The 15,009-nt window shown below is 38.0% G+C and carries 10 protein-coding genes; 5 read left to right on the top strand and 5 right to left on the bottom strand.

All coding sequences use genetic code 11. The annotated features are described in order from the left end of the window. The first annotated feature begins 306 nt into the window (after window positions 1-306). The 5 genes from I6E78_RS12460 to I6E78_RS12440 all read left to right on the top strand — a co-directional run bounded on the left by I6E78_RS12460 (window position 307) and on the right by I6E78_RS12440 (window position 10,934). On the top strand, window positions 307-1,545 hold the full coding sequence (locus I6E78_RS12460) for an AAA family ATPase (RefSeq protein ID WP_011329644.1): 1,239 nt from the start codon (window positions 307-309) through the stop codon (window positions 1,543-1,545). 15 nt (window positions 1,546-1,560) lie between these two features. Beyond that, window positions 1,561-2,523, top strand: coding sequence for a transcriptional regulator (locus I6E78_RS12455; RefSeq protein WP_011329645.1), 963 nt, complete (start codon window positions 1,561-1,563; stop codon window positions 2,521-2,523). 425 nt (window positions 2,524-2,948) lie between these two features. Further along, entirely contained in the window at window positions 2,949-6,095 is a 3,147-nt protein-coding gene (locus I6E78_RS12450; RefSeq protein ID WP_197182636.1) for a DEAD/DEAH box helicase, read from the top strand. Between the two features lie 839 nt (window positions 6,096-6,934). After that, on the top strand, window positions 6,935-8,401 hold the full coding sequence (gene rmuC / locus I6E78_RS12445) for a DNA recombination protein RmuC (RefSeq protein WP_192532220.1): 1,467 nt from the start codon (window positions 6,935-6,937) through the stop codon (window positions 8,399-8,401). 199 nt (window positions 8,402-8,600) lie between these two features. Beyond that, window positions 8,601-10,934, top strand: coding sequence for a S9 family peptidase (locus tag I6E78_RS12440; RefSeq protein ID WP_197182635.1), 2,334 nt, complete (start codon window positions 8,601-8,603; stop codon window positions 10,932-10,934). A gap of 711 nt (window positions 10,935-11,645) precedes the next feature. Here I6E78_RS12440 and I6E78_RS12435 read toward each other — a convergent pair. The 5 genes from I6E78_RS12435 to I6E78_RS12415 form a co-directional block, all read right to left on the bottom strand. Further along, complete coding sequence (locus tag I6E78_RS12435) at window positions 11,646-12,377, bottom strand: MauE/DoxX family redox-associated membrane protein (RefSeq protein ID WP_197182634.1); 732 nt, start codon at window positions 12,375-12,377, stop codon at window positions 11,646-11,648. A 28-nt stretch (window positions 12,378-12,405) separates the two neighbouring features. After that, complete coding sequence (locus I6E78_RS12430; RefSeq protein ID WP_197182633.1) at window positions 12,406-12,915, bottom strand: DUF305 domain-containing protein; 510 nt, start codon at window positions 12,913-12,915, stop codon at window positions 12,406-12,408. A 137-nt stretch (window positions 12,916-13,052) separates the two neighbouring features. Beyond that, window positions 13,053-13,580 carry a DUF411 domain-containing protein gene (locus tag I6E78_RS12425; protein ID WP_197182632.1) on the bottom strand — a complete coding sequence of 176 codons (528 nt, stop codon included), beginning with the start codon at window positions 13,578-13,580 and terminating at the stop codon, window positions 13,053-13,055. Window positions 13,581-13,590: 10 nt separating this feature from the next. Further along, on the bottom strand, window positions 13,591-14,079 hold the full coding sequence (locus I6E78_RS12420; RefSeq protein ID WP_011329650.1) for a YybH family protein: 489 nt from the start codon (window positions 14,077-14,079) through the stop codon (window positions 13,591-13,593). A 22-nt stretch (window positions 14,080-14,101) separates the two neighbouring features. Next, window positions 14,102-15,004, bottom strand: coding sequence for a copper resistance D family protein (locus tag I6E78_RS12415; protein WP_197182631.1), 903 nt, complete (start codon window positions 15,002-15,004; stop codon window positions 14,102-14,104). Window positions 15,005-15,009: the final 5 nt, after the last annotated feature.

The raw sequence follows: 15,009 nt of genomic DNA, 5'->3' as shown, positions 1-15,009 counted from the left end.
ATTTTCAGCTTAGTAAAAAGCTGATCTGCTAGTAGATAAAGATCTGATCTTAACCAAGTATAAAGCTGATCTGCTTATTTTATTATTATTCATATAAATCATGTATTTATGACCTTTATTTAAGCCTCTATCCTTTAATACCTTATATACTTAACCATACTTAACCTCTCTATTTATACTAAGAGATATTAAGCATGTAAAAATATTATTAGATGTCTTGTTTATAAAACACATGTCACTATAAATAGTTGTTTACAGCAAATTGAATGGACATTATACTAACAGCCTAACTTTGAGGAATTAAGTATGTCTATCAATAATAATGCGCTAAGTACCTACCGGCTTTTGAAAGCAACAGCTGAAGTTGCCGAAAAGTCACTAGAAGGACGTATACAACATTATCGCGCTCATCTTAAATCTGAAGAAAAAGAATTAAGAACTTATACGCAAAAAGCAGCTGCCGATCTGCTAGGTTGTAACAATCGTACCTTAAAAAGACGCCACGACAATGGTGATTTTGATAATTTAAATATCAAACGTGGTGCAAATGGTCATTACGCTTACACTTTAGTAAATATTTTTGCTATGGCCGATATTATGGATATTCAGCCAGATCACCGTACTGGTGATGACAAACTGCAAGTTATTGTAATTAACTCCTTAAAAGGCGGTTGTGGTAAAACAACTAGTATGGTTAATATTGCAGCAGCACTGGCAACTACAAATATTAAACGCTATCGTATCGGTATTATTGATTTAGATCCTCAAGGTTCATCATCTAGCTTTTTTCCATCGGCAGAGCCCGATCCAATTACCGTTGGCGATTTAATGCGTGATTGTATTGATTTAGACGAAGGGGAAACCTGGCCTGAATTTGTATCAAACTCATTTTTACCTACGCATATTCCAAATATTCGTGTTTTACCATCTGGTATGGATGATTTTTATTTTGAACATGAAACAGCTACTTTACTCAAAGACACCTCAAATTATGAACAAACCCGTCATTATCATAAGTTACTTGAAAAAGTAATTGACCCAGTAAAAGATGAGTTTGATGTGTTATTAATCGACACAGCTCCAACACTTAACTTTATGTTTTATAATGCGTTAATGGCATCTACAGCAATGCTAATACCGGTTCATCCAGAAGCAGTAGACTTTGATGCAAATAATAAATATTTAAAACGTTTAGGTGAGATTTATCATACAGTTGCAGCCCTAGGCCATGAAGGATGGGACTTTATGCAGTTTTTAGTAACTAACTATGTAAAAGGTAACCACTCGCAACGCGATATCGTTAAAGATGTTCGTAGTGCCTTTGGTCGCCAAGTAATGAGTTACCCAATTAATCATAGCTCAGCAATTACAGCGAGTTCGTCTTCGTTTAACACTATTTTTGATCAAAAAGCATCAGATAGTTTAGCGAGTCGCGAATCGTTAATGCGTGCGCAAGAAAATATAAAAGATGTAGTTGATGAGCTCGAAATGCTGATCCGCTCTAATTGGCAATCTACACAATCAAAACTAAATACCCCTAAGTAAGGATGTTAAACAAAAATGGCTAAAAAACGTAAAAATGACACCCGCTTAGACCCTTTTGCAACAGCGGTTGGTAGTAGTAGTCTTGATGCTTTATTAGAGCAAGCAAATGCGGGCGATGTAATTCGTATGCCAGCGCCAAGCGATCCTAGCAGAGAAATTACCCTAGTTTGTAAAGTGATTTCCCATAGTGACATTGAGTCAACAACCCAGGTATATGGCAAAAACCGCCGTGTACAGTCGCTGTTAAATGAAAAGTCGGTATCCGATATTCTACCGGCAATAAAAGAAGATGGCCGTAATCAACACCCGGCACTTCTTTGGGATCAAGGCGATACAAGCTTAGTACTTGCGGGATCACGCCGCCGTAAAGCCTGCATTTTGGGTAATGCCGATTATTTAGTGTTGAGCTCTAGCGACTTTACTGATCAAGATGCAAAAATTTTAGCTGTTTCGTCTGATCAATACATAGCACCTAGCTTGTGGGAACTTGGACAAGCTTATCAAAACACTAAAAATGAATTAATTGAGCAAGGTAAAAAAGGCTCTTACCGTGAAATTGCAGTTATTGAAGGCGTATCGCATACCGCGGTTGCCGATGCAATAAAAGCATTCGAGCAAATCCCTGCAGATGTTGTTGCACTTTACCCTACAGCTAATCATGTTGGCCGTGAAGTGGCTAAAAAGCTGATTAGCGCAAAGGAGCGCGACCAAGCAGCCTTTAACTTGCTAGTTGCTGACATTGCTAACCATGAAGACATAAACGCAGCAGCAAGCGATGACAAGCGTGCAATGGCCATTACTAAGTATTTAACTACCGAGCCACAAATAGCCGTTAAACGTGAAGTTGTGCTTGAGAGTAACTTTGTTTCAGTACAGCGCAGTTTAAAAAATGGTGATGTTTCAGTAAAAATAAACAATAAAGTTATGACAGACAAACGCTTAGAACAACTTACTAAGCTATTAGCTGCATTTAACTAGTTAGTAAAATAATGATCTATAAGGGTGTTAGCTTAGTTAAATATTGATCTGTACACCCTTTAAGTTAGTAAAAAACTGATCCCATATAGCAAAATTTAAGCATAAAAGAGTTACTTGCCTATTTTAGATCAGCTTTTTACTAACTAAATTACCTTTTTATCTTAGATCCTACCTGTTTTGCGCTTTGTTAGTATAAAGCTGATCTGTAAACCCCCTCCTTGTGTTAGTAAGTTGTTTTTAACTTGTGAGTTAGCTGTGTGTTTTATTTTAAATAAATAATAATTAGCGCATTATTTAGCTATAAAGCAATTTTTTACTAAGCGCTCAGCTCCAACCAGTTTATTTAACGTTAATATTGCTTTAGCTCAGAGCATATAAGGCATATACTAAAAAAATTGTTTTTAAAATTTAATACTTTGAGTGACATGTCTGCTAACTTATCTAAAACTGATCTAATGGCTATTTTTGAAGAAATTAAAAATGAGCAGGCTACCCAGTTTCCTCTTTCTGAACGCTTCATTAAAAAATTGTTTAAGCCCGCCGTATTGGCTAAAGGTAAAGCGTATTATAAAAACGGCCAAATTAGCTGGTTAGAGCATAATAGCGATTTTTCAGTTGTGGATTCAACAGTACGTGGCGACAAAGGTATTTCGTTTAATCAACGTATTGAGATCAGTAAAGTACCTACTGGTTATTCGGTAGATACTCACTGTACCTGTAACGTTAAAACAAAATGCCGTCACTTAGCTGCTATTTTGCTCAAACTTAAAATAGAACACTCGGGTGAGTACGGCGAAGACTACTTTATTAATGATTGGTTTACTGAACTCGGAGCACTTAAAAACAGTACCGAACAACCGCCTTCACAAGTGCTTTTATTTGTATTAGATGTAGAAAATAATAAAGTGTTTTTAACGCCCAAAATAGCTAATTACGATGAAAATCAAAGCTATGCCTTAGGCCGTAACCTTACCGAGCAACAGCTAAACAGCTTTGTAACTCCTAGCGATTTATTAGAAAGCGACTTTAGATTATTTAGCTGGATACGTTCACAAAATGCAGTAGGTAATATTGAGCTTAAAGGGCAATGGGGTTTTAACGCACTGCAACAGCTTATAGCAACTGAAAGATTGTTTTTACAACGATCACGCGTATCAATTAAAGCGCAAACAGGGCAAGCGTTAAGCTTTAGTTGGCAGCAAGTAAAAGATCTAACCCAATTAAAAGTTAATTTAGAAAACAGCAAAAATTGGACACTAATTAAAACAACGCCACCTACTTATTTAGATCTCGATACTTATAAAGTAGGACGCATTCGCACCCCTTTAAGTGCAGACGAAATTGCTCATTTACAAACAATTCCAGCATTACACGACACTAATTTTGACCGTATTTATAAACAACTCGCCGATAACTTTGGCTCAGGTGTTATTCCGCACCCCACTAATGAAAAAAACAATACTTCAAAACTCTCTAGTAATGCGGTTTTAAAAGTAACAATGTCGGCGGAAGGATTAACGCTTTCGTTATTGTTTAAATATAAAAATAAAAATTATTTGGCAGGCACAGCGCCAGAAACCCTAGTAAATAGTGCTTTTGAAAACACCGTAAAAAACGAGCTAATAAACTTAGGTTTCGATTTTTGTAAAGGGGGTTTACAAAGTGAGTTTATTTTTAATAAACAATCGCCAATTCACTTACACTGGTTAGTGTATGAGGTGTTTCCTAGCTTTGTTCAACGAGGCTGGAAAGTATCGGTTAGTAAAGTAAATGCTGTTAACCCACAAAGCCAAGTAGCTTTGCATGTACACCGTACTGCGGGGCATCAAATGCAGTGCAAAATTATATTAAACGATGCTAAAGCTACATTATTATTTAATCAAACAGATGCTCATTATGAATCGTTAAATCGTCAAAGTGAGTTGTTTTATTACTACCCAATAGGTCGTGAGTTTGGCGCTATAAATAAAGCAGCGTTGCATTTGTTAAATGAGTTTAAACAACGATTTGAATTTATAAAAACCAGAGATGAATTTAATATTCCGCTTTCATACTTGCCTGAACTGGTAAGTCATACTGCTATAAATGTTGAACTACACGACGAGTCATTGTCACGTTATTTAGAAGAGCTAAATAGTAATGACCAGTCGCGCCCCACTACGCTTATACAAGGGTTAAATGACTCAGTTGTATTGCGCGAGTATCAGCAGCAAGGCGTTGCGTGGTTAAACTTTTTAAAACGCCATCAGCTTGGCGGAATTTTAGCAGACGACATGGGATTAGGTAAAACTCTGCAAGTTATTGCCTATCTAACAAGTAGTTATAATAATGCGCAAGCAGGCCCTACACTCATTGTGTGCCCTACAAGCCTAGTAAGCAATTGGGAAAAAGAAATAACCAAGTTTGCTAAAAACTTAAAAGTAACCACTATTTTTGGTGCCCAGCGTAATGAGTTATTACAAAATGTAGCGCAAGCACAATGTATATTAACTACTTATCCGCTACTTAAACGCGATATTGCGTATTATTCACCACTTTATTTTGAAAATATTATACTCGACGAAGCGCAATATATTAAAAACGATACCGCGCAGGTATCGCGTTTAGTGAAGCGCCTTAATGCCGACTTTAAGCTTTGCTTAAGTGGTACGCCAATAGAGAACAACTTATTCGAGCTTAAATCATTACTTGATTTTGCTATGCCGTCATTACTTGGCTCGCAAACGCATTTTAAAACTCACTTCCAAACGCCAATTGAGCGTGAGAGCAATGCAGAGCGAGCACAGCAACTTAAAGACTTAATTATGCCGTTTATATTACGCCGTACTAAAGCGCAAGTTGCACAAGAGTTACCGCTAAAAACAGAGTTAATTAAAGAGTTTGAATTTGAGCCAAAACAAAAAGAAATGTACAACAGTATTACTCAGGCATTAGAAGAAAAACTAACTGATCTGTTTTCTGAACAAGGTATGAAAAAAAGTAAACTCGCCTTTTTAGAAGCGCTGTTAAAATTAAGGCAAATTTGTTGTCACCCTAAATTAATAGAGCCAACAACTCAGGCTGGCAGTGCAAAACTAGAATGGCTAAGTAATCGCTTACCGCTAATGCTAAGCCTAGGTAGAAAAGTAATTATATTTAGTCAGTTTACTTCTGCGCTCGATCTTATTGCTGAACGCCTAAAAGAAATAAATATAAACTTTAGTTTACTAACCGGACAAACGCGCCAGCGCGATAAAGTGATTGATGAGTTTACCAGTGGTGCAACATCGGTGTTTTTAATTAGTTTAAAAGCCGGTGGAACGGGGCTTAATTTAACGCAAGCCGACACAGTAATTCATTACGATCCTTGGTGGAACCCAGCAGTAGAAAAACAAGCGACAGATCGTGCTTATCGTATTGGCCAAACTAATCCTGTGTTTGTGTATAAACTTATTATGGCAAATTCAATTGAAGAAAAAGTATTTAAAATGCAACAAGATAAACAAGCTCTTGTAGATGCATTATTTACCGAAAAATCAATGAGTTTTACCCAGTTTGACGAGCAACAAATGCTCTCTTTAATTAAAGATTAAAAATGTCTGTAAATATTCTGATCTTTTTTGAACTTAATTAAATATGCAGCGTCTACTATTATGCTAGCGGTTAAATTGCAGTTTAACCAAGCATTATGTTGATTTCCCATTTAGTTACTTAAATAAGTAATGATTTAGCCAGCCCACTTTAGGGCTGGCTTTTTTTATGCCTTTTTTACACGGCTGCTTTACACAAAACTTAAGTTTAATTTTTTTATACTTTTTTTGAACTTAATTAAATATGCAGCGTCTACTATTTTGCTAGCGGTTGAATTGCAGTTCAACCAAGTTTCATGTTGATCCCCCTATTTAGTTACTAAATTTAGTAATGATTAAGCCAACTCGTTTGAGTTGGCTTTTTTTTTGCAAAAAATTACTTAGTAGCCCTCTTAAACAACATATAAATAAATTTAAATTATTATTGAACTAAATACTCAACTTGCCGTCTACTATTATGCTTGTGATTACATTGCAGTTAATTCAAGTTTCATGTTGATTCCCCTATTTAGTTACTAAGTTTAGTAATGATTGAGCCAGCTCGTTTGAGTTGGCTTTTTTTTGCAAAAAATTTACTTAGTAGCCTTCTTAAACAACATATAAATAAATTTAAATTATTGTTGAACTAAATATTCAATTTGCCGTCTACTATTATGCTTGTGATGAATTGTTGTTAACGCAAGTTTCATGTTGATTTCCCTATTTGGTTACTAGTTTTAGTAATGTTAGGCCAACCTTTTATAGGTTGGCTTTTTTTATGCCTTTAATTTATATCCCGCCCCTACTGCTATCGATAGTTATTCGTTATGATGGCATGTCTCTAAATTTAATAAGTTTATTTTATGTTTTCTCAGTTATTAACTAGCATTGATTGGCTAAGTGTAGGCGTAGGCGTTACCGCAGGTGGCGTACTTTGTAGCCTAGTATCTGCATCGCTTAGTAAAAAATTAAAACAACAACTTAGTGAGCAGCAACAGCAGTTGTCGTTATTGCAAAGTCAGTTTGATAACAAAACCCTGCAATACACCCAATTAGCGGATGATCACGAACTTTTAGAGCATACCCATCAAGAGCAACGCGACCAAGCGCAGCACTTTAAAACCCGCTTTACCGAACAAGAAAAACAAAGCCAGCAATATAATCAGTTTTGGCAAAAAGCCGAAGCCGAGCTAAGTGCACTGCGCAAACAATATAGCCAACGCGATGTAGAGCTAAATAATATACGCACTACGCTTGAGCAAAAACAACAACACTTTAGCGAACAACTTGCACAAATAGAGCAAAGCAAAGAGATGCTTAAAAAAGAGTTCGAAAACTTAGCGAATCAAATTTTAGAAGAAAAGTCTCAAAAGTTTAAAGTGCTCAATCAAGAAAGCATTGAGCAACTATTAAAACCAGTGCAAGGCGAGCTAAAAGGCTTTCGCGACAAAATGGAGTCAATCCATGTTGAAGACTTAAAACAACGCGCCGCGCTTAAAACCGAGTTATTACATTTACAAGCAAAAAGCCAAGCCATAACCGAGCAAGCCGACAGGCTCAGTAACGCTCTACAAGGGCAAAAGAAAACCCAAGGCAATTGGGGCGAGTTAATGCTAGAAAACGTGCTCGACAGCGCAGGCTTACGCGCAGGCGTAGACTATAAACGCGAGGTGTCGTTTAACACCGAAGACGGCCGCTTACGCCCCGATGTAGTTGTGTATTTACCCCAAGGTCGCCATTTAGTTATTGACGCTAAAACTTCGTTAAACGCCTACACACGCTATGTTAACGCCGATAACGAGCTAGAAGCACAGCAAGCTATTAAAGAGCACGTTGAGGCTGTTAAAGCGCGTATAAACGAGCTTGCGAGTAAATCGTACGACCGTCTACCTGGGCTTAACTCGCCTGAAGTAGTGGTGATGTTTGTACCAATAGAGTCAGCCTTTGTTGAAGCGCTTAAATACCAAAGTGATATTTACCAGCAAGCAATCGAAAAAAATATTCTAGTGGCAACCCCCACTACCTTACTCACTAGTTTAAATATAGTTAAACAGCTATGGCGCTTTGAAGAACAAACTAAATACTCAAAAGAATTGGCAGCTCGAGCCGAGCGTTTTTATAACAAGCTCAATGGCTTTTTAACCAGTATGGAAGGGGTTGGCAAACAGCTCGATCGTGCTAAAGAAAGCTACGACAAAGCGTTTTCGCAGCTTTACCGAGGTAAAGGTAACCTAATTAAACAGGCAAGCGAGTTTAAAGAGCTGGGCGTATCGGTACAAAAAGAGCTGCCAGCAGAGAGTGTTGAACGTGCAAATTTAGAATTAGATTAACTGCGTAGCAAAAGGGTTAGGTATTTAAAAACGGTAACCTTCATTACACAGCTAATGCCTACTTTTAATTAACATGGCGTATTAATTCCGTTTTTAAGCTTAATCCCTTAATAACGCGATAAACGCTCAGATCCTATTTTGCTTATTTGCTAAAGTAGCGGGGTCAGTATTTATTTAATAACCCCCCCTAGGAAACACGATGAAAATAATTAAAACCTCAGCACTGTTAGTTGCCATTCTGGCGGGTATAACCATACAAGGGTGTTCTATGACATCAAATACATCACCATCAACAACAGGTAATACAGTTACACCTATTAGTAACCCGCTTACTCTTGAGCAAATTTATAAAGATAAATACTTTAAAGCACAGCGTAGTACTTACTTTAAATGGTTAGACGATGGCACTGGCTACACAGTACTTGAGCAACGTGAAGCCGATAAAAAAGTAGGCGTTAAAGCTGACGACGAAAAAGAGCACGGTGTAAAAGGCAACGACATTGTATTTTACAACGCCGATGGCACAGGGCGAAAAGTACTGGTTGCTTTTGAAAAGTTACTGCCAGAGGGCGCAGATGAAGCGTTTGCAATTGAGAGTTATCAATTTTCTAAAGATGGCCAGTGGCTCATGGTATTTACCAACAGTGAGCAAGTATGGCGTTCGCGCAGCCGAGGGGATTTTTGGTTACTTAACTTAAATACGAATAAACTCTCGCAGTTGGGCGGCGAAAACCCTGAGCCCAAAAAGCTTATGTTTGCTAAGTTCTCCCCCGACAGCTCAAAAGTAGCGTATGTGCGCGATAATAATATTTATATGCAAGCAGTTGGCAGCAATACCGTTAGCGCATTAACAACCGATGGCAGCGCTACCACAGTTAATGGTAATTTCGATTGGGTATACGAAGAAGAGTTTTCTATTCGTGATGGCTTTAGTTGGAGCCCAGATAATAAATCAATCGCGTATTGGCAGCTCGATACTAGCGGCGTTAAATACTTTACCATGATCAACAACACCAAAGCGCTCTACCCTAGCCTTACTGAATTTCCATACCCTAAAGCGGGCGAAACTAACTCAGCTGTACGCGTAGGCGTAGTGAGCCTGAGTGACAAGCAAACCCGGTGGGCTAAACTTGAGGGCGATAACCGCGATCGTTACATACCACGCATTAGCTGGGCAGGCGATGGTGAGTCGTTACTTATCCAAGACTTAAACCGCCCACAAAACCATAATAATTTATGGTTATTTAATTGGCAAAAGCAGCAGCTAACTAAAATACTGGCAGAAAAAGACGATGCGTTTATTGAATGGTTTTATAGTGCTAATTGGTCAAAAAGTGGTGAGTTTTTTATTTGGCACAGCGAACGCGACGGCTGGCGTCATTTATATCGCATATCTCGCGATGGCAAAAAAATTATCGACCTAACCCCTGGCGATTACGACATTGTTGATATGCTTGCAATCAACGAAGACAAAAACGTATTGTATTTTAGTGCATCACCAGATGATGCAGCTCAGCGCTATTTGTATCGCACAGCAATAGATGGCAGCAGTAAACCAGTACGAGTAACACCTGAGCAGTTTAACGGCTCCAACAGTTACTACGTGTCAAAGGATGCTTCTTGGGCCATGCATACCTATTCTAAATTTAATCAGCCGGCCGTTAAGCAAATTATTAAGGTGAGCGATCACAGTAATGTAAAAACCTTGGTCGAAAACAGCGAGCTGAAACAAAAATTAGCAGAGCAAAGTTTACCAAACCATGAGTTTTTTAAAGTAGCCGCGCGTGATGGCACCGAGCTTGATGGTTATATTATGTTTCCTGCGGATATGGATCTAAATAAAAAGTACCCAATCGTATTTTATGTTTATGGCGAACCTTGGGGATCAACCGTACAAGATCGCTTTGAAGGTAATAGCTATTTATACAAATCGTTATTAACTCAAAAAGGCTTTATTGTTGCATCAGTTGATAACCGCGGTACACGCGCACCAAAAGGCCGAGATTGGCGCAAATCTATTTATAAAAAAATAGGCTCAATTACAGTGCAAGACCAAGTTGACGCGCTCGACGCGATGGCTAAACGCTGGGATGTAATAGACACAGAGCGGGTTGGCGTATGGGGACACTCTGGCGGCGGCAGCTCTACACTTAATTTATTATTTCGTCACGGCGACAAATTTAAAGTAGGTATTGCTTCAGCACCTGTGCCCGATATACGTTTATATGACACTATTTATCAAGAGCGTTATTCGGGTAACCCAAACACCGACCCACAAAGCTATGATAATACCTCGCCAATTAGTTTTGCTAAAAACCTCAGCGGTAAATTATTACTGATCCACGGTACTGGCGACGATAACGTGCACTATCAGGGGTCTGAGCGTTTAATTGACGAGCTTGTTAAGCACAATAAACAATTTGAGTTTTTTGCTTATCCTAATCGCTCACACAGCTTAAAAGAAGGCAAAGGAACGGCTTTGCATTACCACACTATGATGGCCGAATTTTTTGAGAAAAACTTACTAAAATAATTTTTGATTCATTATTAAAAAACAAAAGCCACAATTTAAATTTGTGGCTTTTTTGTGCAAGTTGTAATGGGGGTTTACAGTTTTACCGCACTAGGTTTTAAGGTATCTCGGATTTTTGTTTTTATTGTTTGTCATTTTTTACTCGCCAAATAATTCGTAACAGCAGAAGAGTCGCAACTGACACCCCAAATGATAAATGCAGTTATAAGGCAGTCCAGTTTACTGGTGTATCGAGGACACAGTGGCGCATTACTAACAATAGTAGAGCGACAAACTAGTTTACTGTATCAATACAGCTGAATCATAAAGCAGTTAATTCAGTCGCTGCCGCTACAACTACATTATTAGCACCTTTGCATGGTGCTGTATTTACATAACTGCTAAGGCTGAATGAAAACATGGGTGGGTTACTGCCACGGTATTAGTCTAAATCAACTGATTTAAAAAAAGTAACAGTATCAGAAATTGAAGATGCCATAGTAAAGCTAAATGATAAACCAAGAAAAAGCTACAGTATAAAACGCCAGCCAAATTAATGGTTGAGCATATGATTAGCTATAGCTACTCAGCGGTTATGCACTTCAAGGTTGAATCTGTGGGTTTAAAAATGGCCCATAAATTTAAAAATAAAATTATTATTGGGCTAGTTAAAGCTGACAGTGCTTTAACTAGCTACCAGTATTAAATTTAATCGCGTAAATTATATTTACGTTATCTTACAAACATCCATACACCAGCGGCGATCATAAATAAGTTTTCGGTGAGTGAAATAAAGCCTAGAGGCACATTACTGTCTCCTCCAACACAGGCGCATTTAAGCTCGCGTTTATCAATATAAACAGCCTTAATTACAGACACAGCACCTACACTACCTATAAATAAAGAAATTGGCGCTACGCTATAAGCAGGTAGTCCCGCAATCATACCTATACCAACAAAGGCTTCTAAAAACGGATAAATATAGGCATACCTAACCACTTTCATAGCAACTAAATCGTAAGTTATAAATGAGTTAGTAAAGCTAAATAAATCCTGTAGCTTTTGTATTGCAAGCACCGACATGGTTAAGGCTATAAACAGCTCTGCGGTTTTTAGTGATAAAAGACTATTATTGGTAGCAAAACTAAACGCTAAGCTGAGCAAAAAAGTAACAGCAAAAATAGCAATTACCGGAGTGTAAGTAGTACCTTGCTGAGCGGCTTGTGGTTTATTAAAGTATTCGCGTAACTCGTCGTAGCCTCCAATGCGTTTATCGTCAATGAAAGTTTGGGGGGTCGTTTCTACATTATGTTGCTGTTTAAATTTATCAGTTTGCTCACGAGAGGTAAGTAATTTATCGTCAACATCATAACCTTCTCGTTCTAGTAAATCTTTTGACTTTAAACCAAACGGGCAAATATGTTCATCGGTTGCCATTCTGTATAGTTGCGCTGATTTACTCATTATAAGCTCCTTTTTATCGGTGATTTATTTACTGAGAATTAAAGTCGGGTACTGCTCTAGATTGTGCTTGTGCTGTTGTGTTGGCAATGCCATTTTGCTCAATGTCTTTTAACAACCACTGCATTTCTTTTATTTCACGGCGTTGCGCATCTATTATATTTTTTGCTAGTTCTTGCACGCGCTTGTCGTTAATGTTTGCTCTGTCGCTGGTAAGAATCGCAATTGAATGATGCGGGATCATGGCTGACATCCAAGACTGATCGTCGACCGTTATTTGCGAACGTACTAAAAATAGTGCGCCTACAAAGGTAATAATACTGATCCCTAAAACAACGCTGTTTTTCTTTTTATCCTTATACATATTTAGCATAAACAACAGCATAACTACCGCCATTGCAGCGCCCATATAGATAGCCATATAGGTACGCGTTTCACTAAAAAACACATGACTAAGTTGGTAACTGTTTAAATACATTAATACAAACATGATTAGAGTGGATGTCGCAATCATTAAAACAAATTTTAAATACTGGGGCATTACATTCTCCTTAAAGATTAATTATGTATTTTTTACACGAGAGAGATACTTTTACACACCTAGGCGTTTTAATTAGGGGGGTATGCTACTTAAAACGCCTATTTGTAATGTTTGTTTCACAAACTATGCCACAACAGTTAAAACTGCTCGTCGTATTGACTAATGTGCTTGTACACACCTGTGGTGGTGTTTGTGGTAATAAATTCAATGTTGTATTTATGAAATGCATCACCCATTTCCATACCTGGTGTGCCTAGTGGCATTGCGGGTACGGTTAAACCGATAATATGCGCTGGGTGTTTTTCCGATAAAAATTGTTTAATAAACTTAGCCGGTACGTGGCCTTCAAACACAAAACCGTTGGCCGACACAGCTGTATGGCATGAGCGCTGGTTAGGCTTTATTTGATATTGCGATTTTATTAACCCCATATCGTCTGCATCAATGGCTTTTGTATTAATGTCGCTTTGATTTATATGCTCAATCCAGCCTTTGCAACAGCCACAGTTTTTATCTTTATAAACAGTAAGCTTTAACTCCTGCTTTTTGATGCTATCGGCTGAGCTAGTTGCTTTATGTACTTGCGGTGATTGCTCAGAGCACGCCCCCATAAGAGGCAGTGCTAGTGCTAAAAGCACGCTTGAGGTGATTTTAATTATACGCATAATTAACGCCTTAATTTGACCAATGAATATGAGTTATTTTCCAGCCTGAATCGGTGTTTTTTAAGGTGATTGACTCCATACCTGTGGCGCTTATTTCTTTACCTTTATAGTTGCCATGACTTTTACTTCTTGATACCGAGTAAGCCATATCACCATTAATAAACACTTGGTGCTCTAATAGGTCGCTGTTAATTGCACTTAGGTATTTCATGTCAGCTAACATGTGGTGGTTAGCGTATTCATCGGCTGAGCGCTCAACGCCGCCACCTTCAAAAATAATCACATCATCGGCTAGTAATTGTCGAGCAGTTACTTTATCGCCTTGCTTAAGCGCAGTATGAAACGAGCTAACAACTTTTGCTGCAGCACTGCTTACATTAACAAATAAAGCTGATTTTTTTGCGTGCTCTTCATCACCATGCGCGTTTACAGTAAAAGAGCTTGTTGCAGTAAGTAACAGCGCTGAGATCAATCCAAATTTAGGGTGTTTTATTAACATGTTTTTCTCTTTATAAGATAAATTATACGGGCGGTCCAACGAGCGTGGTAAATACACTGGTGGTTAGCAATACACACACGGCAATAACCATTTCAACAGAAATAGAACGCTTTAAAGTAACAACATGATGTTGCTGTGTAATTTGCGGAACTAAACGTAGTTTATGCCAAGCACCCAGTAGTAACATAGCACTCACTAACAACAGTTTTAACATTATTAGCTGGCCATAATTTGAAGTAAATAATACAGAAAATGAATTTAAGTATTGCCATAATAAGGTTATACCCGATATAAGCAGTACCGTTACTATGATAATTGCTAGCTGTCCAAAGCGTTCCATTAAATGCTTTATCGTATTTAACGATAGCAGTTGGCAACTTTTATAAAGAGGCCATAGTGAGCCAATCCAACTAGCAATGGCAATTAAATGCAGTGTTAATATACTTTTAATTAATAGGTCTTTTTCGGCGCTGTGGCCGGTTAAGGTAAAGCTATAGGTAAGGATAATAAGTGCTAATAGTGTAATAACAAAATTAGCCACGTTAGCTGAGTTTGAATGGGTGCGCCAAGTGCACACCGCAAACAAGGCAATTATAAATGCAGGCACTCTAATACTTACCTGCTCACCAATTACTGACTGCCAAATTATATCCACCATGAAGGGGTCTATCATGCCAGCAAAACCAGATTCAGCCATGGCCCCCGCTTCAATTGGTATTTGTAATATTGCACCAATAAAGCCCACCATAACAAGGGTGATTTGCCAGCGCTTTAAATACCGATTAAAACAGCTTAATTGTGTATCTGGCGTTGTACTCTCATTATTAAGTAAGCGCATTAGCAAGCAGCCCGCAAGGGCTGCAATAGCTAAATAGCTTACTATTTTTAATAATAGTAACAGCACTGACCAATCACTTAATTGCATTATAT

Source organism: Pseudoalteromonas sp. NZS127 (assembly GCF_015864805.1).
Classification (GTDB): Bacteria; Pseudomonadota; Gammaproteobacteria; order Enterobacterales; family Alteromonadaceae; genus Pseudoalteromonas; species Pseudoalteromonas nigrifaciens.
The sequence above is the reverse complement of the archived record's forward strand: the minus strand, read 5'-3'. Positions and strand labels throughout refer to the sequence as shown.

Bases quoted from the DNA above. Each gene is read 5' to 3' on its own strand.
- I6E78_RS12460 (WP_011329644.1), top strand. From the start codon at position 307: ATGTCTATCAATAATAATGCGCTAAGTACCTACCGGCTTTTGAAAGCA.
- I6E78_RS12455 (WP_011329645.1), top strand. From the start codon at position 1,561: ATGGCTAAAAAACGTAAAAATGACACCCGCTTAGACCCTTTTGCAACA.
- I6E78_RS12450 (WP_197182636.1), top strand. From the start codon at position 2,949: ATGTCTGCTAACTTATCTAAAACTGATCTAATGGCTATTTTTGAAGAA.
- rmuC (WP_192532220.1), top strand. From the start codon at position 6,935: ATGTTTTCTCAGTTATTAACTAGCATTGATTGGCTAAGTGTAGGCGTA.
- I6E78_RS12440 (WP_197182635.1), top strand. From the start codon at position 8,601: ATGAAAATAATTAAAACCTCAGCACTGTTAGTTGCCATTCTGGCGGGT.
- I6E78_RS12435 (WP_197182634.1), bottom strand. From the start codon at position 12,377: ATGAGTAAATCAGCGCAACTATACAGAATGGCAACCGATGAACATATT.
- I6E78_RS12430 (WP_197182633.1), bottom strand. From the start codon at position 12,915: ATGCCCCAGTATTTAAAATTTGTTTTAATGATTGCGACATCCACTCTA.
- I6E78_RS12425 (WP_197182632.1), bottom strand. From the start codon at position 13,580: ATGCGTATAATTAAAATCACCTCAAGCGTGCTTTTAGCACTAGCACTG.
- I6E78_RS12420 (WP_011329650.1), bottom strand. From the start codon at position 14,079: ATGTTAATAAAACACCCTAAATTTGGATTGATCTCAGCGCTGTTACTT.
- I6E78_RS12415 (WP_197182631.1), bottom strand. From the start codon at position 15,004: ATGCAATTAAGTGATTGGTCAGTGCTGTTACTATTATTAAAAATAGTA.